Source organism: Micromonospora sp. NPDC047762 (assembly GCF_043204655.1).
Taxonomy (GTDB): Bacteria; Actinomycetota; Actinomycetes; order Mycobacteriales; family Micromonosporaceae; genus Micromonospora.
In genome coordinates, this window is record NZ_JBIDCQ010000010.1 from 243394 (window position 1) to 266001 (window position 22608).

The 22608-nt window shown below is 66.5% G+C and carries 13 protein-coding genes; 4 read left to right on the forward strand and 9 right to left on the reverse strand.

The genetic code is table 11. The features are described 5' to 3' along the window. Positions 1–51: 51 nt before the first annotated feature. From ACGF3C_RS28055 to ACGF3C_RS28085, 7 genes are all read right to left on the reverse strand, one after another. Positions 52–309 (reverse strand): hypothetical protein, encoded by a 258-nt coding sequence (locus ACGF3C_RS28055; RefSeq protein WP_357200891.1) that lies wholly within the window; start codon positions 307–309, stop codon positions 52–54. Positions 310–565: 256 nt separating this feature from the next. After that, complete coding sequence (locus ACGF3C_RS28060; RefSeq protein ID WP_393226601.1) at positions 566–2770, reverse strand: DEAD/DEAH box helicase; 2205 nt, start codon at positions 2768–2770, stop codon at positions 566–568. Next, the gene (locus ACGF3C_RS28065; RefSeq protein ID WP_393226602.1) at positions 2695–3738 is read right to left on the reverse strand and encodes a ParA family protein; all 1044 of its coding nucleotides are present in this window, start codon (positions 3736–3738) and stop codon (positions 2695–2697) included. The genes ACGF3C_RS28060 and ACGF3C_RS28065 overlap by 76 nt, the downstream gene beginning before the upstream one ends. Beyond that, positions 3735–4913 carry an ATP-binding protein gene (locus ACGF3C_RS28070; protein WP_393226604.1) on the reverse strand — a complete coding sequence of 393 codons (1179 nt, stop codon included), beginning with the start codon at positions 4911–4913 and terminating at the stop codon, positions 3735–3737. Before ACGF3C_RS28070 ends, ACGF3C_RS28065 begins: the two co-directional genes overlap by 4 nt. Before the next feature lie 14 nt (positions 4914–4927). Continuing rightward, positions 4928–6241: a BREX system ATP-binding protein BrxD gene (brxD, locus tag ACGF3C_RS28075; protein ID WP_393226606.1), complete on the reverse strand. Its 1314-nt coding sequence runs from the start codon at positions 6239–6241 to the stop codon at positions 4928–4930. Next, positions 6238–8979, reverse strand: coding sequence for a BREX-2 system phosphatase PglZ (gene pglZ / locus ACGF3C_RS28080; RefSeq protein WP_393226608.1), 2742 nt, complete (start codon positions 8977–8979; stop codon positions 6238–6240). The genes brxD and pglZ overlap by 4 nt, the downstream gene beginning before the upstream one ends. Beyond that, on the reverse strand, positions 8976–12695 hold the full coding sequence (locus ACGF3C_RS28085) for a hypothetical protein (RefSeq protein ID WP_393226610.1): 3720 nt from the start codon (positions 12693–12695) through the stop codon (positions 8976–8978). Before ACGF3C_RS28085 ends, pglZ begins: the two co-directional genes overlap by 4 nt. A 297-nt stretch (positions 12696–12992) precedes the next feature. Between ACGF3C_RS28085 and ACGF3C_RS28090 the strand changes: the two genes are divergently transcribed. From ACGF3C_RS28090 to ACGF3C_RS28100, 3 genes are all read left to right on the forward strand, one after another. Next, entirely contained in the window at positions 12993–14978 is a 1986-nt protein-coding gene (locus ACGF3C_RS28090; RefSeq protein ID WP_393226612.1) for a DUF262 domain-containing protein, read from the forward strand. A gap of 10 nt (positions 14979–14988) precedes the next feature. Further along, complete coding sequence (locus tag ACGF3C_RS28095) at positions 14989–16182, forward strand: restriction endonuclease (protein WP_393226614.1); 1194 nt, start codon at positions 14989–14991, stop codon at positions 16180–16182. Positions 16183–16564: 382 nt separating this feature from the next. Continuing rightward, a complete protein-coding gene (locus ACGF3C_RS28100) occupies positions 16565–18013 on the forward strand; it encodes a helix-turn-helix domain-containing protein (RefSeq protein WP_393226616.1) in 1449 nt (482 codons plus the stop codon). Here ACGF3C_RS28100 and ACGF3C_RS28105 read toward each other — a convergent pair. Then, positions 17979–18557, reverse strand: coding sequence for a DUF6642 family protein (locus ACGF3C_RS28105; RefSeq protein ID WP_393226617.1), 579 nt, complete (start codon positions 18555–18557; stop codon positions 17979–17981). The genes ACGF3C_RS28100 and ACGF3C_RS28105 overlap by 35 nt on opposite strands. 458 nt (positions 18558–19015) lie before the next feature. Here ACGF3C_RS28105 and ACGF3C_RS28110 point away from each other — a divergent pair, with 458 nt between their 5' ends. Further along, complete coding sequence (locus ACGF3C_RS28110; RefSeq protein WP_393226619.1) at positions 19016–19741, forward strand: hypothetical protein; 726 nt, start codon at positions 19016–19018, stop codon at positions 19739–19741. Between the two features lie 231 nt (positions 19742–19972). Here ACGF3C_RS28110 and ACGF3C_RS28115 read toward each other — a convergent pair whose 3' ends face one another. Then, positions 19973–22564 carry a hypothetical protein gene (locus tag ACGF3C_RS28115; RefSeq protein ID WP_393226621.1) on the reverse strand — a complete coding sequence of 864 codons (2592 nt, stop codon included), beginning with the start codon at positions 22562–22564 and terminating at the stop codon, positions 19973–19975. Positions 22565–22608: the final 44 nt, after the last annotated feature.

Genomic DNA, 22608 nt, shown 5'->3' on the forward strand with positions numbered 1-22608 from the left:
GGCGGCGGCCAATCGGCCCCGAAAGCGCCCGTCCAGACAGGTGTGCGCGCGCTAGTAGGTGAAGGTCCAGAGGAAGTAGAAGCCGGGGGCGTTGGGGCCGTACTGGCGGTACTCGCAGTAGTACCAGCTCCAGAGACCGGTCCGAACACCCTCACTGCCGTAGCTGTTGCAGAACTGACCGTCGGAGTAGACGTTGCGCAGCGTGCCGCCCGGTGGATCCGCCGCAGCCGGGGTGGCGCTGAACCCGACCACTCCGCCCAGTGCCAGGGCCACCGCCGTCGCCAGGGTCGCCCATCTGCGTCCGCGCATGAAGCCTCCTCATCACCGTCCACGGTGCATGGCGGCTCCGCGTTGAACCGAGACCGGGACATCGAAGTTCGTCAACGCAAAGGCTCGCATGGGCGCGTGTGGTCTGGCTCCCGACAACGGGTGGCGCCACCGCGATGATCCGCCAGCGCGATCTCCGTCGAATGGGCATCCTCCCTGAACACGCGTCGGCCGCCGCGCCAAACGGGGGCGCCAGGACGGACACCTGCTAGTGAGGCAAGCACTAAGCAACACTCGGTCAGGTTGGAGACAGGTAGGTCATCCGCACTGGCTCGGCGAGAACCGCCTGGGCCGCCGGTATGTCCGCCAGCCGGGCGGCCAGGGTGGCGACGGCGAGCCGCTCCGGCAGAGCGGCACTGAACTTGAGACCGGCAAGCGCCCTTTCTGAGACGTCGGGCAGGCAGATTCGGTCGGCCGCGCCTGACATGGCCTGATGCACGACGGTGCGGTCCACATCCGGCCGCAGCCGAATGGAGGCGTCGTCGTACCGTTGAGCCGGATCGGCAAGTTCGCTGAGGGTAGCGATCAGAGTGGCATTGGCCCGGAAGCCCGCCCAGGTCCACCAACGCACCTCACCGTCGCCGTCCCTGACCAGCACCGGGCCCGCGGGATGAACGACAGGGGCTGCGTCGTCCCGTAGAACAGCCAGTCTGCTCTTCGCCCGTCCGGTGAGGGTGACCGGTGGGTCGGCACCGAGCAGCACATCACGCATCGAGCGGACCATTCGGTACGACAATCCCTGCGGCGATCCGTCGGTCATCCACAGGGCCTTTCCACCCCCCTCGGCTGGCTCGACGAAACAGCGTTGGCGCTTCCAGTCGATATAGGTGACGCGCCAACTTCGGCCGGCGAGCAGCAGCAGCCGGGGACCGAGCACCTTGGCGGTCAACAGTGCAGGGTCGGTCCGGCCGATCTCGGTACGACCAGCCAGCACGGTGAACTGCGGTGGTGCGGTGAATACCGCCAACATGTCCATGAAGTGCCGACGTCCGAAGCGGAGTTCAGCTTCTGGCCCGATGAAGAGCATCCCGGAGTCGACGTCGAGGTAGCCCTGCTCGACGAGGTGCCGCACGATCACGTGGGCGTTCTTGTCGAAGGGTGCCAACCCGTTCCACTCTTGCGACCAGAGGTTGTCACCGACTCGGTGTTGTTGCAGCGATAGCGCCAACATCTGCTGGGCCACGATGTGGCGCGGCTCGGGCGGTGGGACGACGGCTTCAACCCAGCCCTGCGCCCAGAGGTGCAACAGCCCGGCGGCGTGCAGCAGCCCCTGACCGTCCAAGGCGAGGAAGAGGCAGTTGCGGCTGCTGCCGGGACGCCGACCCGTCCGGCCGATCCGTTGCAGGAACGCAGCGACGCTACGTGGGGCGTTGATCTGGATGACCCGGTCGAGATCACCCACATCGATCCCGAGTTCGAGGGTGCTGGTGGCGACGATGACGCAGTCCCGCTCCTGCGCGAAGGCTTCCTCGGCCCGCCGCCGCTCGTCAACCGAGAGTGACGCATGAGAGAGGAAGGTCGTCACGTTGAGCGCGCGGAGCCGTTGCCCGAGATCCTCGACCAGCGCTCGGGAGTCGCAGAAGACCAGGCGCTTTTGTCCCCGATGAAGAGCCGCGATCACCTTGGCAGCATTGTGGACGGATCCGACGTAATCCAGGTCGACTTCGCCGGCTGGACGCGGTACCGGTTTCGTCGGAACCTCCGTCGAAGGACGATCGGGTGCCACCACCTGCGCAACCCGCTGGTCACGGCCCGAGCCCTGCAACCACTTCAACAGCTCGTCAGGGTTACCGACAGTCGCCGAGAGTCCGATTCGCTGTACTGGTCGCCCCGCCACGCGGCTGAGCCGCTCCAACACGGCCAACAGGTGCCAGCCGCGATCGTCGCCAGCGAAGGCATGCACCTCGTCGACCACCATCGTCTGTAGTTGGCCGAAGAATGAGTCGTGGTCGACGGCGGTGCTGACCAGCATCGACTCCAAGGACTCCGGGGTGGTCAGCAGGATGTCTGGCTTCTCTCGGAGGATCACCCGACGCCGCCCCATCGTCACGTCGCCGTGCCAGAGCGCTGCCCGACGCCCCAGCCACGCCGTATAGCTCTCCAGCCGAGGCAGGAGGTTGTTGAGCAGTGCCTTCAGCGGACAGACGTAGAGAACGGAGGTGCCTGACCAGTTCTCCCCCGCCATCCGGGACAGCAGGGGGAACACCGCCGCCTCGGTCTTGCCACCAGCGGTCGGCGCGAGCAGCAGTGCGTCCTCGCCGGCAAGTAGCGGCTGCACCGCAGCCTCCTGCAACGGTCGCAACGCTGGCCACTGCAGTGAGTTCACGACGTGATGCAGGACGACCGGGTGCAGCAGCTCCGCTCCGGTCATGACGAGTGCATGGGCAGATCGTCGAGCCGCTTCAGAACCTTCTCGCTCAACGACTTGAAATCCTGGAAGCACCGCTGCACCAGAGTCTGGGTGCTGCCGAGAGCGCCGTCGGCCGACCGAAGGTCGAACATCGGCTTGCGCGCATCGTGGGCGAGTGGCATCAAACTCTGATAGTTGCGCAACGTTGCCACCTCGTACGACCCGTCGCTTCCCTCACTCGGCTGGTTCAGGACCGAAGTCGCAAAGACAACCGGCACCCGGTCGAGCCAACGCTGATATGCCTTGACCGGCCGGTCGAGCCTCATCTTCGGCTGCATGACCACATAGCCCAGGGGTGTCATGGTGCCAAGAGGCGCTGAAATATCTGGTGGGACATGGGGAAGAACGTTCGTTTGCCATACCCGCCGCCAATCACGCAACGCAGGGCCCAGGTTGCGTAGACCTCGCAGCGAGAAGAGGTCAGCGGCCAGAGGCATCAGGACCGTGTCGGCGGCAAGTAGCGCCGCCCGGTTGATCGCACCAAGGTTTGGACCGACGTCAACCAGCACGATCTCCGCACGAACCCTGCGCGCAGCATCAGTGATCAATCGGTGAAATGCTGTAGTCGTTCGAAGAGCCGCAGGATCGCCAATCAGACTATTTGGCCATGCCGCCGAGAGCTTGTCCTCGAAGGCGCTCAGGTTGAGATCACCGGGTACCAGCCACAGGCCGTCAGTGATGGTAATCGGATCGTTGAATCGGACGTCACCCAAACCCTGCATGATCGGCTGGACCGCAGACGCCACCGTGCCCGAGTCGCGGTATGCCCGTAGGAGAAGCTTCTGTTGCCCCTCCGCAAGCGGCCAGTTCGACTCAAGTCCTTCCTGCCAGATCTCGCTGAGCTCGTCCTCGTCGAGGAACGCTGCCGTCAGGTTCGACTGTGGGTCCAGGTCCACCGCCAGCACGCGATGCCCCAGCCGCTGAAGCATGTGCGCCAGGTGGTAAGTCAGGGTCGTCTTGCCGACGCCGCCTTTGTTGTTGAACAGCGCGACGGAGATCACGAGGCGCTCCTAACCATGACGGTCCAGGAAGAGTCGTCAACCACAAACTCCGGCGGCGGGTTGCCGCTACGCGCGAGAGAAGCTCGGATCCGGCCGATTCCCCGACCAAACTGGTTAACGTAGCCCAACGACTTCATCGCAGCGGCTAGAGACGGGTTTCGGTAGTCATTGACCCGGTCGAAGTTGTCGGCCCGGACCTGACCGAACGGACCGCCCGGGTTGGTCACCTCCACCCGGTCGTCGAACCAGGCGACGCGCACCGGCGCGTTCGAGGACTCGTAGTTGCGGTGCATCAGCGCGTTCATGCACACCTCCCGCAGCGCCTCGATCGGATAGTTTGGGCGGGGCTCCTCGCGGAATCCGCTCACCTCGACCAGTCGGGTCCGAAGGTGTCCCTTCAGCACGCTCTCAAGTCGCTCGGCGAGGTCGATGACGTTGATCCGGAGTTCATGCTCGTCCTGAATGGCGCCGCCCACGTCGATACCTTCGTAGCGGACGAACTGAAGGTAGGCGCCGGAAATCCGGCTTGTCGGGTCGAGGCCGATAAGTATAAGGCCGAGCACAGTTGGAGAACCGTCCGCGTCGGCCAGTCGGAGGGAGGCGAGTTGCTGAGCCGTCGGTCGGTGGTTCTCCTCCAGCACAGAAACATCAACGGCTTGGCGCAAATACTCGGACCGGAACAGGTCCAGATCGAGTTCATCCAAAGTTCCGTCGACGATGGGCCGGACATCGAACGGGGTGTCGTAGGCACGGCGGCGTTCGGAAAGCACACGCTCGTCGGTGCTGCTCGCGGTACGGGTGGAGGGCCCGGGCCGAACGTAGACGACGTTGTCGAACCTGACCGGTGGTGTGTGGGAGGCGTTGACTCGTATCCGGATAACCTGCTCGCCCTGGTACGGCTCCCGGGAGACGACCATCGACGGGCGATCGAGGATCCGACCCTCGTCACGGATGCTGGTGAAGGTCAGCAGAGCCTCGTCAGAGGTGTCCAACCCCATGACCGGCTGGCCGTGTTTGTCCACACCAATGAGCAGATCGCCGCCTCCGAGCCGGGGCAGGTCGTTCGCGAGTGCGCAGATTGCCTTCCTGATCGCGTTGCGATCCTTCGCCTCGCGCTTGAACTCGAGTACGGCCGTCTCCTGCGTGCCGAGCAGTGCGGCGAGGTCGTTGCTCATGAACTGATTCTTTCTTAGAGGTCGAGCGAGATCTCGTCGGCGCTCGTGGCGTTTCGCTCTACGTCCGTCATCTCGGCGGTGGACAGGGTGAGCGCATAGTGTTGCCGAGGGTCGAACTCGGGGAACTGGTCCACCCGATCGAGCACCTCTCCAACGAGCTTCTTGAGAAACAGCCGCGGCGCCACCCCGACCTTGCCGCCCAGACCGCCGGCTATGGCCCGTGCCAGCTCACCGAGGTATCCGTCGTCAACCAGCGCGGACACCCGCTCTGGCACGGTGGACCCGTCGGCGTAGAGGTCTCGCACTCGGCCGCCGAGTTCGACGAGGGAGTCGACGGTGAAGCCCGGCAGCCGGATCTGCACCGCGCGGGGGTTGTCGAACCGAGGGTCGGTGCTGAAATCCACGGCGAGGCGCTGTGCCAGTGGCGCGAGCCGCTGGACGCCCTGCGGGCCATCGTAAAATGCCGGCGTGCCGGTAATGACCAGGTAAAGACCGGAAAACCGTCCGGAGTGCACCTCGTCGATGAGTTGCCGCAGGGCGTTGAGCGCCTTGTCCCGGGCATCCGACCTGACCCGTTGCAGCGTCTCCACCTCGTCGAGCACAAGCAGCAGACCCGGATGCCCGCTGTCGCGCAGTACTGCCAGCAACCCTTGCAGGAAGCTGAGTGCCGCGAAGTGGTCAAGATCGCCCCGTACACCGGCTGCCCGACGGGCGGCGGCCGCGACGTGCGGCTGCCCGCCGAGCCAGGCGAGCACGGCGTCTGCCGTCGCCGCATCGCCTCGCGCGGAAGCAGCCCGGTAGCCGCGCAACGCGGCAGCGAAAGCGGGAGCGCTCCTGCTCACCAGGGCCAGCCGTTGGTCGAGCAGAGTTTCGACAGCGCCGTCGAGAGCGTCGGCGTCATCCGCAGCGACCTGCCCTGCTGCCAAGACATCCTCCTCCAGCGCATAGAACCAGCCGTCCACGATCGGACGGAGTGCGCTGGGCGGAAACGTCGAAGTGGTGAGCCGCTCGCTGAGCCGGCGGTATACGGTTTCCAGCTTGTGTAGGGGCGTTTCGTTCTCGGAGATCTGCACCTCGGCGACGGCGAGGTTCGCCTGCTTGGCCCGCTCGGCAATCCACCGGGCGAAGAACGTCTTGCCGGAGCCGTATTCACCACGAACCGCCTTGAAGACGGAACTGCCGGCGGCAACGCTTTCCAGGTCATCGCCGATGGCACCGGCGAAGCGGTTCAACCCCACCGCGAAGAGGTCCAGCCCGGCCGATGGCACGGCGCCGCGTCGCAACGCGTCGATCACCTCGCGGCGGCGCGCCGGGCTGACCGTCGTCACTCCGCGCCTCCCCGGACGCGGAACTGCTCCTGGAACAACCGGAGGTCCAGCCGGACGGTCCGACCGTTGTCGGTGAGCGACAAAACCGGATAGTTGTCCACGTTGAAGATCCGTTGCAGGGTGGTGGCGAAGCCGACCGCGCGCACCGGTGCCTCGCCGGCCCGCTGCGCCAGAACCGCAACGGGCAGCACCCCCTTGGCGTCGACCAGGGCTCGCAGCGCCGCCTGGATCTTCTTCAGCTCCACCCGGCGCGGCGTCAGACTGTGCTGCGCCTCAAACAGTTCGGTGGCCAGCAGCGCCGCAACCAGGTCACCGTCGCTGGCCGCTGATGCTGCCTGCGGCTCGGCCGCCACTTCCGGTACCTCGAAGAGCGCGTCCCCAGCGATGGCAGGTGCCTTCCGGCGCGGCTTCGGCGCGTTGGTCGGCCGTGTCGGAGCGCTCGGCTCCGACGCCGCAGCGCCCGTCTGCCACCACTCCGGTGTGCGCTCCTCGACGGGTGCCCAGCCCGCCGGTGGGTCCGTAACGTTGGGCAGCAGGTAGGCCAACAACGGGATGGTCACCTCGGCCAGCGACGCACCGCCGTGGTATCCCGCCCGGCTCGGTCGGTGGCGCAGCAGCGGATCCCAGAGCGCGATGATGCGATTGTCATCCGAGATGACCCTCGGACCGGTCAGTTCCACCTCACCGGGGCCGGCCGGGCCGGCCCCGATCCGGTGCCGGGCGGATGCCGCGTCCGCTGTCTTGAGGTGCTGACCCCCACGTTCAAGGATGTGCCCGTGGTCACTGGTGACGATGACGGCCCGGCCGGTCCGACGAGCCTGGTCGAGCAGGCTGCGCAGGAAGCCGAGATCGTTGAGTTGCCACCCGGCTTCATCGCCCTCCCGGCCGTGGGCCAACGCGTCATCAACCGTGTTGATCACAACAGCCACCACGGGAGCAGAACTCGCCACGGCATCGGTCAACTCGGCGGCGATGACCTCGCCCGCACCGCCGCGCGCCGGGCCCTTGTGGAAGATTCGGGAGTCTCGGCCCCATCGCCCCTCGGCGAAGAGCCGCCGCTCAAGGTCCTGATTCCCGGCACGCAGTGCGCCGGCGAAGAGCGACGTGCGGGAAACCGCCGTGAGGGTGGGCAGCGCGGCAACAATCCCCCGACGCCGGGCCGCTCCCGACCCTGCCAGGGGGTCGTACTCCACCCAGTGCGGGGCCAACTCGTCCGCGAGCTGCACCGCGACTGCGGCGCTCATTCCGTCGAGCACGGCGAGCAGCAACGGCCGACCGGCGCGGATCAGCGGATCGACCACGCGGGGCAGAAGATTCTCGACGGTGAGCAGGTCGCCGTCGCTGCCCGGCCCGGCGGTGGCCCACGCGGCGAGCCGGCCGGCGAAAGCGCCGTCGAGGTCACGCCGCCGCTGCTGGGCCAGTTCATGAATCTCCCGGTACGCCCGCTGCAGCTGCGGATGTGTTTCCTCGCCAGCCCAGACGTGGTTGAGCGCCTGATCCACCCATCCCCACTCGGCGATGTGGCGGTCCACCCCGTCGGCGACGCTCTGTGGCGGCACCACCGTCGTGCCGAGCCACCGCACCAGGCGCCGGGCCATCCGGGCTCGACGCACCCGTTCTGCCTCGGCCTCAGCGAGCCGATGCCCGGCGAGGTGTTCGATCGCCAGGTCGAGTTCCGGGTACGCGGGATTCCGCAATCCGGCGAGCAGGGCTCCCGCGGCGACACCGAGGCGGTTGGCGAAGCCGGTCCGGAGGATCGGACTGTGGCCCGCGCTGCTGGCCGCGGAGAACTGGATGAGTAGCTGCTCCGCTCGGTCGAGGATGGCATGGCCGTCGCGGCGAACCGCCGCGCGCGGCGCGTTCAACAGGGCGCCGACCACTTGCACGGCCGCCGTCGCGAAGCTGCGCACTGTGGCATCGTCGTTGAGGTTGCCGAAGTACTGGTCGATGCGCCCCTGGGCGCGCACCGAGTCGGCGCTCTCGCTGCTCCAGAGCGCATCGCAGACCAGGCCCAGTGGCAACGCCTCGTTGCCGTGCCCGGCATCGACCAGCGCAAAGAGTGCCTTCGCCGGCCGGCCGAACTGTTCCAGCAACCAGCGTGCGAGCCCGTTTCGCTCGGCCTCCCGTAGCAGTCCATAGGCCTCGACGGCACCTGGCTCGGCGCTCCACCGCAACAGCGCCGTCACGTCCAGGTCGTCCGGGCCGATGCCCTGCCGGTCGAGACCGAGCCGCACCGCCGCGAGATGCCGCAGAGCCATGTCGCGGGTCAGCACCGACGTAGCCAGCCCCGGCCAGCCGCCCGGCGGCATGGCGTCGAGCAACGCCTCGCCGGCCCAAGCCTCGCGTTCGAGCGCGGTGTCCGGTAGCTGCGCGCCGAACGCGTCGACGACCAGATCCCAGGGTTCCACGGTGATGACGCGCTGACGGAAAACCCGGCTACGCACGCCGTGGTGCAGCACGGACTCTGGGACATCGGTCAGCAGGACGAGAACCTCCTCGTCGCGGTCGGCGACAAGGCGCTCCCACACGGCCAGCGGGGAGACGCATGGCACTACTCGGACCGGGCGTCCGTCGGGCAACAGCACGGTCGGGTCGTGCGGCCATGTCGGTTCCGCCCGGATCACCATCACCGGGTACGCGTCGCCGTTACGGTGCCGTTCGAGTTGCTGCGCCACCTTCTGCCGCAGTGCCACTGGGCTGATCCGCAGTGCCTGGGCCGGTGCAGGTGCCTGAGTCACGAAACGATTCTCCAGGTCACCTCGATGGTCGCATCCGGGTGGGCGGCTACGTACTGGCGAAGTTCGTTCACCGCATCCGCGGAGAGCCCGGCCGAAACGACCGCCTTACCCCCGATGGGCGGGGGCGGAGGAGGCGGCGGCAGTGGAGGCAGCGGCGGCGGGGGCGGGGGCTTCTTGGTGGCACGTCGGATGAGTGCCACCGCGTCAGACTGTGCGCGCCGGAGAGCCGGGCTCAGCGGCGCGGTCAACTCGTCGGCCTGGCCGACGCGGCGCAGCTCGGCGAGGATCGCCGTCGCCTCCCCGGCGTATGGCTCGCCGAGGCCGGCAATGATCTCGAAGTTCTCCCACGCCGCGTGGGCCAACTCGGCGGACACCTGGGCCGCGCTCTTGATGCTCTTTCCGACCCTGTCGGCCGGTCCGGCGAGCTCCGCCCGAGCCAACCGCTCGATGGTCTCCACGGCCGTACGCCCGGTCGCCAGCCGCTCCAGCAGGTCAGCCGCCGCGCGAGCGGTGGCGAGCCGGCCCGACGACGATGCCTGGTCGATACCCAGCCATTTGTCGTGCTGCTCGAGCCGGGTGGTCAGGCCGTGCGCCGCTTCTCGATACCGCGCGCCCTCGTTGCTGAGGTCGCGACCAAACATCGCCACCAGCCGGCCCCGCCGCAGGTTCAGGTTGTGCACACCGAAGATCGCCCCGGCTCGGGCCCGAGCCTCTGCCCAATCGTCCTCGCTGGGCAGCCGCTCCTCGCGCAGCGCATGGTCGGTCGTGATCTTGCCGGGATCAGGGGCGGGTGTGACCGGGCTTCCGTGCAGGTGGAAGGCGCGGTCGGTCTGCTCGGCGAAGGTGGCCACAACGAGCTGCGCCACGATCGGGTCGAGACCACGCGAGCTGGGTTCGTCGATCCAGCGCAGGATGTCGGCGACGCGTAGCTCACCGCTGACGCCCTCGACGGCCGCCCTGTGGTGAAAATGCTGCGCCCATTGACCCTCGACGACGAAGGCCGCCTCGTGCATCGTGCCGAGCCCGAGCGGATTGGCGATCCGGCGCATGGTCTGGCGGTGCGTCCGCTCGACCTCGACGCGCCCTTCAGGCGACTCGACCGCTCGCCGGACGTGGTCGAGCACGACCTTTACTTCGGGCAGCCGCACAGGCTCGCCCTTGCGGTCGGGGTCGAAGTCAGGATGGGCGGGGAACTGCTGGCTGAGCATCTGATCGCCGAGACTGCGCAGCGCGTCGGCGAATGTGGCGCCCATGGGCAGTTTCGGTTCCAACGCACGGGTGAGCGACTGCAGGTGGTCATCGAAGCCAAGCTGCACATCCGAGGGCTGCTTGCCTGCCAGCCCGTACGCCTGGCGCAGCACCGCCTGCATCTTGTTCAGCAGCGCGCTGCGCTGGTTCGTCAGCGCCGCGTGTGCTCGCCGACGGTCGTCGGGGTTGAGGTGCTCGGCGTGGCTGTCGAAACGCTGGCCCTCCAGAAGTTTGTCGATGATGGCGAGCTTGCCCAGCTCGGTGCGGCGTTCGATGGTCAGCGCGGCCGGAATCCAGCAGACCGTGCGCGGCGTCATCCGGCCGCTCAGCTCCTGGACCCGTTGCCGATCGTCCGCTGGTCCGTGACTCCCGTCGTCGAACGGGTAGTCGATGATCATCCGCCAGCCGGAGGGGTCGTTGGGCGGGAATGCCTCGTCCCGAATGTCGTGCGGGTCGCGGACGTTGCCGTACACCAGCTCGATCGTGCGACGACTTCCCCGCCAGGTCAGCCCGGCCTCGGCGAAGAATGAGTCACTCCAGGGCACGCCAAGTTGTTTCCAGAGCAACCGCTGCACGAGGTGCTTGCGGGCGCCTTCGTTGTCGTAGTGCTTGGCGGTGGCGAGCACGCTGTCAACGTCGACGCCGACCAACTCCAGCGACACGATCGGGTCGTCGCCCTCACCGATGCGAATCTCGGCGAACCGGCCGGCCCAGTCGGTCAGCTTCCGGTTGACCTGGGCGACCTCACCTCCTGGGATCGGGCTGGTGATGCTGCCGTGGTTGAGCGCCGACAGCCGTCGGGCGGTGAGATTGCGCAGCGCCGGAACGCTGGGCGCCAGCGCGGCCAGCAGCAGCGTCTTGATCAGCCGGTCGTCGCCGGTGAAGGCGCGGACACGTCCAACGGTCTCAGCCTGCTGGGTGTCACCCCGGCGCGCCGCGTCGAGGTCATCATCGGTGAGGTCGTACTGGTTGAGCAGGTGCGGGCGCAGCTTCAGGTCGTAGAGCTTCTGGGCCATCTCGAACTCGGCCTTGAGCTTCTCGGTGAAGGGCTGGTCACCGCCGGTGCTGATGACGTCGTAGAGGTCGCCGAGTGGTACCAGCTGGCCGAGGCGCAGGGTGTCGCGGCGATCGACCAGTAGCTGGCGCATCAACTTCAGGGCCGTCCGGGAGCGCTGCAACGCGCTGGAGACGTGCACCAGGGTGGAGAGGAATGCCGGGCTGAACGGGTACGTCGACCGGAAGGCGTCGATGTCGGCGCCACTACCCGAGTCGGTGCCGAGCAGGGTGTCGAACACCTCTCTCCGTACCTTTGTGGTGGCGTCGAAGGCCCGGGAGATGGCCCCGCCCGCCCCGGGTCGGTCGTCGCGCGCCTTGAGCAGCCGGCGGCGAGCAATCTCGGGGAGGTTGCGGTCCTCCAGCTTGATCACGTCGAACCGGCCGCTCGCCAGATTGAGGGTGTCCTGATAGCTCAGCTCGTTGGCGCCGGTGACCTCCTCGCCGACCAGCTCCCGCAGGTCGCGCTGCCGGGCGATGAAGCTGACCACCGGGATCGGCCGGCGGGTGTCGCCGCCCTCGACGAAGTTGGTGATCTTCTGGATCTCGCGGGAGACGAACTGCTGGTCGCCGATCGAGTTGGCCAACCAGAGGATCAACTCGTCGAGGAAGAGGATCAACCCGTGGTAGCCGAGTTCCTTGGCGTGCCGGCTGATCTCGGTCAGGCCCCGGTCGAGCGAGACGAACGCTTCGGCGTCCTCGCGGGCGTTGCTGAAGAAGCCGACGTTCCAGCTGGTCAGCAGGTCGTTGACCAACTTGCGGCGCAGTTCGTCGGAGTACGCACCGCCGAACGCCTCATCCAGGCGCTCCGGCGTCCAGAACGTCTCGCTGTCGCCCCACTCGTCTTCGGCGTCCCCGCCGGGCAGGCCGTCGATGAATTGCTTGTCGCCAATCTTTTCCCGCAGCGAGGCGGCCTGCTCCAGCAGCGCGTCGGTGCGGTGGACCGCCGGGATGGGCGCATCGGGGTGCAGCGCGCGGACCCGGTCGACGTAGCCGCCAAGCACCCGCTGCTCCAACGAACGCGCATCGAGCAGGTGGTACGGAATCAGCAGGAACTTACGCCCGTCCAGCCAGACGCTGTGCTTCGCCACCAGCGGGGCCAGTTCGTCGCGGCCGCGGGCAGCGGATTCACCGCGCAGCAGCGCGTGCAGCACGGCCATGAAGTGCGACTTACCGGAACCGAAGGAGCCGTGCAGGTAGGCCGCCTTCGACGCGTGCCCCTCGACAGCGGAGCGAATCAGCCCGAGCGCCTCATCGAAGTTAGCGAGCAGCCGCTCCGTGACGACATAGTCGCGCAGGGTGGTATCGGCGTCGGTGACGCTGTCGGCAAGCTTGAGCACGAAGTCGCTCTGGCTCGTGCGCTCCGGGATGTGGATGAACTCCCGAAGCAGCGGCGCGGGGCTGGGCGAAGACATGCTTGACACCGTACCGATCGAACGTCTGCCCAACTGACCAGGCACGGCGACCGTGCAGCCAAATTGACCGTTGGATGGGCCGAAGAGATCGGACGTACCAGCCGGTGCGCGAGATTCGGGGGCAGGTCGCCTGCAAGTGGGGTGGACACCTCAATCACGACAGGGTAGGAAACATCGAGCCGTTTCTGAAGTCGCCGCCGCGTCACCTCCAGAGCTGGCGGTTGCCACCACGGCCTCACGATGCGGGGAAAGTGGCTGGCCTGCACCGACGTCCAGCCATGACGAAGAGGGTCATACATGCACGTAGACAGAATCGACCGGTCGATTGGTGAACTCATCGACCAAATTTCGAACGCTGAGATCCTGCTGCCAGAGATCCAGCGGGAATATGTCTGGAAGCCGACACAGGTAGCGAAGCTGATGGACTCCATTTACCGCGGCTACCCGTTCGGTTCGTTGCTGTTTTGGGAGACCGACGACACGCCGCAGACCCGCGAGATGTCGGTGAGGGGCACGGAGGTCAGCCCACTCCGCCCACCCCTGTTCCTCCTCGACGGGCAGCAGAGGCTGACGTCGCTGCACCGAGTCTTCAATGACCACCTGGAGGCCCAGGTGGTCTTCAACGTCGAAACCCAGAAGTTTCAGAACCAGAGCGCGGCCACACAGCGCGACCCCAAGTGGATCAAAGTGGCGGACGTGCTCAACCCGAAGACCAGCATGTTGCGGCTGACCAAAGAGTTGCTCGACGCGGGCTCCACGCTGCCAGACCATGACATTGAAGAACGGCTCAGCCACATCAGGCGGCTACGGGACCGACGATTCGTCATGGAGGTGCTCAAGGGCTTCCCTTACGAAGAGGTCGCTGAGATCTTCGTGCGGGTCAACAGCGGCGGTCGCCGACTGGGCACGCTGGACCTCGCCATGGCCACCCTCTCAACCCGCTGGACGGGCGTGCTGGCCAAGTTGAAGGACGAGGCGCAGTACTGGGCGCAACGCGGCTATCCGGACATCGACGTCAACTTCCTCTCCCGCGCCCTGGCTGGCGTGGTGCTCGGACGTGGGCTCTCGATCTGGTCGCACAGTCGGCTGAGGCAGACGGAGGACGTAGAACTCGAACGAGGCTGGGAGGTTGTCAAGCGAGGCCTTCGGCGGCTGGTCCCGTTGCTCCAGGCGAACCTGCGGCTCACCCGGTCCGACCCGCTCCCCTCCATGGTCGTTCTCATCCCACTGGTCGTCCTCGTCGGCGAGCGGAGCGACGAGCCGATCGACAAACCAACTATCGACGGCATTGTCTACTGGCTGCTCCTCGCCACGATCCAGACCCGCTACAGCGGCTCCACGGACACCAAACTGAGCCAGGACATCCGGGCAGCGCGTCAACCGGAGCCCGTCCGCGCCCTGCTCGAGGGTCTCAATGTGGAGCAATCCCGCGCCGAAGTGACTGACCGGGCACTGCGAGGCCGGACGAAGGAAAGCCCGTACTTCTTCCTCAGCCTCCTGGTGTCGCTGGCCAACGGTGCCCGCGACTGGTGGTACGGCAGCGAGATCCTGCCGGGACACGATGACGGGCAGAGACTCGAGCACCATCACATCCATCCCCCCGCGACTCTTGACGACCGATTCGACAAAGGCGTGGTCAACGATCTTTCCAATCTGGTCTTCATCTCGACAAAGGCCAACAAGCAGATCAATGGAAGGAGTCCCGCCGAGTACTTCCCGACGCTGGAGGAACAGGAGCTTCGTGCACACTGCGTGCCATCGGATGAGCCCTTGCGCAACGCGGACGGCTACGCCCGTTTTCTGATCGAGCGGCGGCGGATGCTGGCTGACGCGATGAATTCCCTGCTGGACCGGTTCCGACCGGACTTTCTCGACGAGGTGCCGGCTGGCCCTGCGGACCCGAACGCTGGTTTGTCGCTTGACCTGGCGCTGTTCGAGAGCCGTCGAGACGATGGGCAGATGGTCTTTACCGCGACCGGTGACAACATCTCCTGGCATGGTTCCGCCGACGTCGGCGAACTAGAAGCCGCGATCGACTCGGCACGCATCGCCGGCATCGACAGCGATGTGACCATCGCCGGGGAGTCGGTGCCCGTCCAGATGATCGAGGACTCCCTCCACGTTCCCATCGGTCCGTTCCTCGTGACCGGCACTCCCGAGGAGTGGCGTGCAGTGTTCGACCGGGAACGGCTCGCCTCGCAACCACTGTCGGCGGCGCCACTGCTCGCTCCGGCTCCCTGGAGCGGCGACCGGATCAAATTCCCCGTCACCAGCACCGACTGAAGGAGTAACCGTGACTCAGGCGTGGATCGTCCGGGCTGGACGGGACGACAGCTACGAGGATTTGGCTCTCAACAAGAATCTGATCGCAGTCGGCTGGTCGGCGACCGGCGATCTCAGCGATTCGACGACACTCACCGCCATCCGAAATCGGGTGCTGTCCGCGTACCCCTCGGTGGAGCACCAGGCGGCGGACGGATACTCCATCCAACTCCTCGCCTTCCGGGCCCGGATGGCCCCGGGTGACGTCGTTCTCCTCCTTCGCCGATCGAGTCCAGATGTGGCACTCGGTCGGGTCACCGGCGGCTATGAGTTCCGCCAGGACCTCGCTGCGGGGATCGGTCACGTTCGCGCGGTCACGTGGGCGCGTACCGATTTGCCCCGCGCCTCGGTCGAGCGGGAGTTGCTCGCCCTCCCTGCCCTCACCACCGTCTACCGCATCAACCAAGCCGAGACTGTCGCACGGCTTGTGCGACTTGCGGGCAACCCACAGCCGTTGGCTGACGCGGTCGTCATCAGGCCTGAGGTGGTCGCCGCAGCCCGACCGGACGAGGTGTCCGAGCCTTTCGCCAACCTCCAACGGAACCTGAATTACGCCCGCAGTCTCGCGACCGCTGGCCAGCACCTGGCTCTGCTGAAAGTCGGCGCGTTCGAGATCTCTGACGTCTTCCGTGCGGCATGGGTGCAGAGTGTCGCGGCTCTGGACCACTGGGTGCGCCAGGAGATCCGGGCCCGGATGCTACGACTGGCGGCGCAACCCGGTGTCGAGAAACCGCGCGCCTTTGCCGCCTTCCAGATCTCCATGGGGCTGGTGGAAAAGGTACAGATGGGCACAGCGACTTTGGTCGACGCGGTCGACCAGCAGTTGCGCGACCGCGGCCACCTCGTTTACCAGCACCCAGACAAGATCCGCGAGGGCTTCGCGCTCGTCGCCGACGTGAACGGGTTCTGGAACAGGGTCGCGAAAGTCCTCACCGAGCAGAGCGGCGACGGGATTTCGTTTACCGGGGCAGAGGTGCAGGACCAGTTGCACCAGATCGTGCAGCGGCGACACAAGATCGCGCACGAGTACGACGAGGATCCCGAGAATCCCAGCAGGAAGCGTGCGATCGATGCGCCTGGCGCGACCAAAACGATCGACTGGATCGAGCAGACTGCCGCCGCCATCCTTGTCGTGCTCGACACCAACGTTCCCGCAGGCAAATAGCGCAGGAGGAAACGTCACTGTTGGGTCGGACGACAATGCCGGGCGGCGAGGCCAGTCAACGCAGTGACGATGGCCCCAACGGCGGCTACCGCAGCAGTCGCCGTACCGTCAGGGCCAGTCAGTGCCACCACCAGAAGCACTCCGGTGGACACCGCGCCGACAGCCAGGGTGCCACCGACCACTGCTGACGGCAGACCATCCCCTGCCTGGTTCTCCGACTCATCCATCACAACTCCCAACGAGTAGCGTCCATCGTGTTCAGCGCAGCAGGGATGTGGGTGTTCAGGCACCCGGCGCGTCGTATTGCGAGAGAGCCTTGCGTGAGACTCCATTCACGCCGCACAGTCGGCAGAGGCAACATCGGGGCCGACTGGAGGCCGCCATGGATGCGGACCGTCGCTGGTACGAGCTGCCGGAGGCCAAGCAGGCGGCCTCCACGGGGGATTTCGGCGTGCTGCTGCGGGTCGCACGTACCGCTGCTCGGCTCACCCTCGCGGAGGCCGGCCAGCGCTGCGGATACTCGGCGGCGACCCTCTCCCGGATCGAGCGTGGCCGCCAACCGCTGACGGACGTCACGGTGTTGCGTCGCCTCGCCGAGATATTCGACACTCCACCGGAGCTGTTCGGACTCGCGACAGGAGACGGCCAGAGATTCAACCGTCCCGGTGGCTCACTGGATAGGGTGCTCGGTGAAGAGCCATCGCGCGAGGCGGGAGGTGGTCCGGTGCGACGACGTGATGTGCTCGGCGGCCTGGCAGGCATCGTGGGCGCTGCCATTCCCGTGACGGATGACGGACCGGCTGCGATGCCCGGCCGCGTCGTCAGCAGCCTGGAGGACGCACTGCTGGGGAATGCACCGGCCCCGACCGGCCCCGTTGACCCGGTTCGGTTACGTGCGGCGCTTGGCACCGCCTGGTCCGACTTCCAAGCCTGCCGTTACACCCGATTATCCTCACGGCTGTCGGGGCTGGTGTCGATGGCAACGGCAGCGCACACCACCGCCGACCTTGACGGTCGGTCGACGACGGCGAGCACCCTGGCCGAGACTTATCACCTGACCACGCAGGTGCTCATCAAGCTGCATGAGGACGGCATGGCGTGGTCGGCAATGGACCGGGCTCGCCAGGCTGCTCGGGAAGCCGACGACCCACTCCTGACCGCCGAGACCGCGCGGATCTCCGCCATCGTGTTGCGACGTTCCTGGCACCGGGTCCGGGCAGAACAGACGGTGATCAGCGCCGCCCAGGCCCTCAATGCGGCAACCGGGTTGACCTCGATTGAGCAGGGCTGCGCCTACGGACGACTGCTGGCGACAGCGGCTTACACGGCCGCGCTTTCGGACCGCCGTGACACCGCTTGGGAGTTGCTGACAGAGGCAGATGAGGCCAGCCGGCGGGCCGGCGCGGGCAGCGGCTTCGCGGGGGTGGACGTCGCGCTCTACAAGATCAGCGTCGCCCGGACACTTGGTGACTTCGGAGTGGCGGTTCAATACGCCCGTGCACTGCGTCCGGAGCGGCTGGGCAATGTGGAGCGTCGGGCGCGGGTACTGGGAGGACGTCGCGTTGGCCCTGTTCGGCCGCGGCGCCCACGCGGAGGCGTACCGGGCGCTGCTCGCCGCCGAGCAGACGGCTCCGCAGGAGGTCCGATATCGGCCGTGGGCTCAGCAGCTCACCGGCGCGCTGCTCAGCGCCGACCGCCGCCAGGCACTACCTGGCCTCCGCAGCTTCGCCGCCCGCACCGGCATCACCTGAGCGCGCCGGCTCGAAACAAGCCCATGATCGCCGCCCAGGCGAGAATTACGTCGATCGGCCATTCTGGTAGACGATCCTGAACCCATAGTGCCGCGCCAGCGCCGCCCAGCGCGACGACCTCACCAGCCGCTCCACGCTGTCGACCTTGCCACCGTTGACCATGTTGTTGAGGACCACCGTCTCAAATGCCGCAGACTCGATCCAGTCGATCTCTTTCGTAAAGCCGCACAGCATCGCTGCCTTCGTCTCGCGAAGGAACTCGGCGAGCGTCGTGTCCGAGGCACGAAGCACCGAGCAGCTTCCGAAGTAAAAGCGCTTGCCCTCGCACTGGCCTGACATCCAGCTCGCGATCTCGGCTAGCCCCACCGAGTGCGATCCGGACAAGTGCAGCCGAGTGGGCGAACCATGCAACGCGAAGAAGCCGACCTGGTAGGCGGAGTACTTGCGAGACAGCCACCGTTCCAGAAAGTAGCGCAGTTCCTGTGGGGTGGCGGTGTCACGGTGGATGAAGCGAATGCTGCCTAGCCGTTCAAGCAATTCGAGAGTCGGCAGAACGGATCCCCGCTCGGCGAGATCGTCCTCCCACTCGCCCTCGAAGCAGAAGACACCCCCTGGCTTCGCCACGCTGGCTCCCCTCGCCTGGTCCCGGACGTTGACCCTAACGAATCCGATGGATGTCGGCGTACCGCTGATGATCCGGCCGTCTACAGGCCGCCCGTGGCCCCGATCTAGCCGATCGGACGAAGCCTGCGCCCGGCGCCGACAATAGGCTGCCTCCTCACCCGACGTCTACAACGAGGTGCCGATTTCCGGACAAATTCGGCGGAGGACGACATGTCGAAGTACGACGCTCTACGCGATGACCTCCGGTGCCGGACGGGCGAGGTCGGGTACACGCTGAAGGAGGTCTCTAATTTGGTGCCGGGTGGGCTTCCCCGGTCGGCGTATCGGTACGAGGCGTGGTGGGCGAACGGCGACGTAAGCCATCCGCACTGCCGGTCGTGGGGCGACGCCGGATTTACAGCTCATCCTGATCTTGCGCGTGGCACAGTTCGATTCGTCCCACAACAGAGGACGCCACAGTGACGGGGACGCCAGCCTGTACGCCGCTCTTCGATGAGGATCCTCCTCCACGGGGGACGTACATCCTTGATCACGGGTTCCGGTTCAATCCGGAGATCTGGCAACGGCGCTTGCCTGACGGGATCGACCTGCCGGCCTGGTTCGGTGATCTCCCGCGCGCCGGCCGATGGCCACGAATCACACGGGGTGACCTGCTGCGGGACGGTGCCGCCGCAGACACCGGCCGCATGGCAGTCGACGTTCTGATCGGGGCGTACGCGTGGGGCCACGGGCTACCCGCCGGGCGAGGGCCCGCCCGCGTACGCCAAGTGTTCGACCGCAATATCGGCCGTGTCGAGCAGCACCTTGATGAGGCCCTCCGCCTTCTGCGAAGTGGAGGTCCTTCTGCCGCCTACGAAGGCCTTAATCACGGCGGCGACCAGAGGTTGAGGCGGTTGGGTGCTTCCTTCTTCACCAAGCTGCTCTACTTCCTCGGCTGGGATTCGGCGGTGGGAAGTCATCAGCCCTTGATCATGGACCAGTACGTCGTGATCGGCTTGAACGCGTCCCGGAACACAGCGTGGGAGCCACTCGGACCATGGACGGCGGATCAGAACTGCGAGTACCTCTCCTGGGCCCAGCAGAGGGCAAGGGGATGGGGTGCCGGGACGGAAACTGACGTCGTGGAGCGGGCACTCTGGGAGTACGGAAGGTGCCTCGCAAAGAGGCGACGAGACGCCCCTTGACCTGAAACAAATGCCTACGACCGCAACAGGCGGGTGACGTTGAAGGATCTGTTCGGCGGCGAAGGTGGAGGACGGCACGGGAACGAGTTCCCGTCGGCGGTCATCTCGAACAAGCCCATCCGGAAAGTCTGCCGGAGGAGAAGCACCCGTCAAGACCGCTTCGCTGACGCACGGCGCAACCGTCAGGTCCGCTTCCTCAGCCGAACTCGGTTCCGCAGGTCGTCGGCTGACTCACCGCTTGCGATGGTGGGGACGCACAAATGTGTAGCCGTCGGGGAGTGGCCGGTTCACCATTCGCTTGGCGCGGACCGCCTCATGATGCAGTTCCTTCTGTTCGTCGGATGCCTGCCGCCCGGCCGGGAGGCGACGGACAAAACCGTTCACCATCTCTTCACGGCCAGGGGATTGTGCTTGCGGGCGCCTGGGTGAGGGCGGGGCGAGGCGTTCCAGTCGCGGAGCGTAGCGGAGGAGTCGGATTCGGCTTTCTCCGCGTTGCGGCGGATAGCTGGGCTGGCCGCTGCCGTCCAGGCTTCCCCATACGCGTCCTATACGCTGCTCCTTCAACAGCCGCTCGACCGCAGAATGGACGCGTTTCACCCACTTCTGCGGCAGGCCCAGCTCCAGGCAGTTATGCACGAGCGCTTCCTCAGCCAGGATCGCGCTGCCGTCCGCACTGAGGTGACCCAAGATTCGCAGGGTACGCATCACCCAGGCCGCATCCGACAGATCATGGACTTGCCCACCCTGTTCCGCTCCGGGTGCGTTCTCCCTGGTGACAACCCGTATATCGTACCGGTGTCGGTAGGTCAGCTCATCGATCCGCTCTGGTTGCGGCAGCAGTTGGCTGCTTGCCCTGATGAGGCGTTCACTCGCACGCCAGCGGTAGGTGACCAGGGTTCCCGGAAGTATCCCTCTGGGCCAGGTCACCCCGTGCAGCTCCCATCGTCGGCCGGTACGCCGAAGTAGTACCTCGCTCTCGACCTGAAGGGGCGTGGACCCTCGACGGGGATGGTCAACGACGAGACGAAGCCGTTGTCTGTCCTCGACTGTGGCCTTCAGTCCGTCAGGGAGTTCGGTCCAGCCATCGGCTAGGTGAACCCGACGCAACGCGCCTCGCCAGTGGAGTTCCCCCGCGTTGGAGCCGCCCGGCACCCAAAGCGCCCTGCCGCTCTCCTCCGGTGAGTGCACGCTGGCCGCCGCTGACAGCCTGCGGAACTCCTCTGCGATCTTGTCCCCCGCGGCTTTGATGGCCTCCGTCCCGCCCGGCTGGCGAGCGCGGATCGCGAGGTCGGCCAGTCGCCCTGCCGCCTCGGCCCCACGGTGGCTCTCCTGGCAGCAGTTAGCTGATGCCGAAACTTTGCCGCGGCTCTCAATCAGCCGTGTCAGCAGCTTCCGGGTCTGCTCGGTGACCGGAAATCCCAGCGCTTCGGCGACGAATTTGACCTTCACAACGTGGTTCACCACGGAGGCTGCTCGCTGGTTGCGACACAGAACATGAACGCGGGACACCCCACCGCCAAGCTCCAGAGCCGTACGGCATACGGCCTGCAGCCATGCGTCATGCACATTGGCGGCGTCGCCGCCTCCGGTGCCCCACTCCCCGTGCTCGGTCACCCAGCCATGGCCGAAGCGTCCCGTTCCACTGTCATGTCGCAGCTCGGTGACACCGACCATCCGCCCGAGGTTCGCCGACAGTTGCCCGCGGAGATCCGAGCAGGCGAAGGATTCAGGGCCGCGGCTACAGGTGCTGCCCGTGACATCCCCAGCTTCGACCTCAGAGAGCGCGGAGGTCGCAGTCTGTTCCTTGCCCGCACTCGCACCCGCCCGTGACGAGAGTCGCTCGCGTACGACGTTCGCCACCCCTGGCGCGCACGTCAAACAGGGGTTACTCGGGGACCACTGCGGGCAGGTCCGCCGGTGGTCCGCGCTGGCCCGCGCCACCTCGGCTGCCAATGCCGGCTCGGTCCGAAAGACCGCCTCCATGGCCTCCTTCAGCAGTGCGACACGGAACTGCTGAAATCGTTGCTGCCCGTACTGTTGCAACACCTGCAGCCGAAGCGACTTCAGCGCGAAGTCAGCCATCAGGTTGCGTGCCGACGCCATCGCGTATGCGCCTGCGGCGGAGCGCAGCCTGCCGATCTCCTTGGCCCGCTGTCCCTTCGGCACCCTCCCACTCAGCGTCCGGTCACACTGGTCACGGGCAGACCTCAGCCGAGACTCGACCTCGCCGGTGCACGACGCCCAACGCTCCACGACAGCGGGATGTTCAAAGGCCGCCTCCGGATGGGAGCTCTTCGCATCGGCCACTACGGCCTGCACGAAGGCCGCGTCGTGCATACGCAGCAGCCGGCGGACCCCTGGGGGCAAAGCTTCATTGCCGGGCGGCCGGGCGCCTGCCGCACTGGTGAGCCAGGACCAGAGGCGAACAGTGGGGACGCTGATAGCCTCGGCGCTCAAACCTCGTTGCCGCAGCACGGAGGCGAGCGCCCGGTCGTACTCCTTTCCGGCTATCTCTCGCACTACCAGGACGCTCAATCGATCTGGAATGCTGCTCGTACTCCGCACGTGGGCGAGCCGTTGCCGGTAGTGGTTCTCAAAGCTCCGTACAGCGTCGACGCGTCGCCGAGCCAGCGCCTTGGCGTGGCTGGTCACGGGGCGTCCGCTATGCCTGGCCACCATGGCCTCGCCCTCATCCAGCAACTCCGCATAACGCAACGCCACCGGAAAGATGGGGCCGTCCGCGAGGGTCTTGAGCGCCTGCCGTTCTTCGGAGGTCAGCTTTGCCCCGGCTGCCCGGTCACGCAGAATCGTGGCCAGTTGCACGAAGTTACTGGGCAGGCTCCCCGGTGACCCAGTGCGGGCCTCTC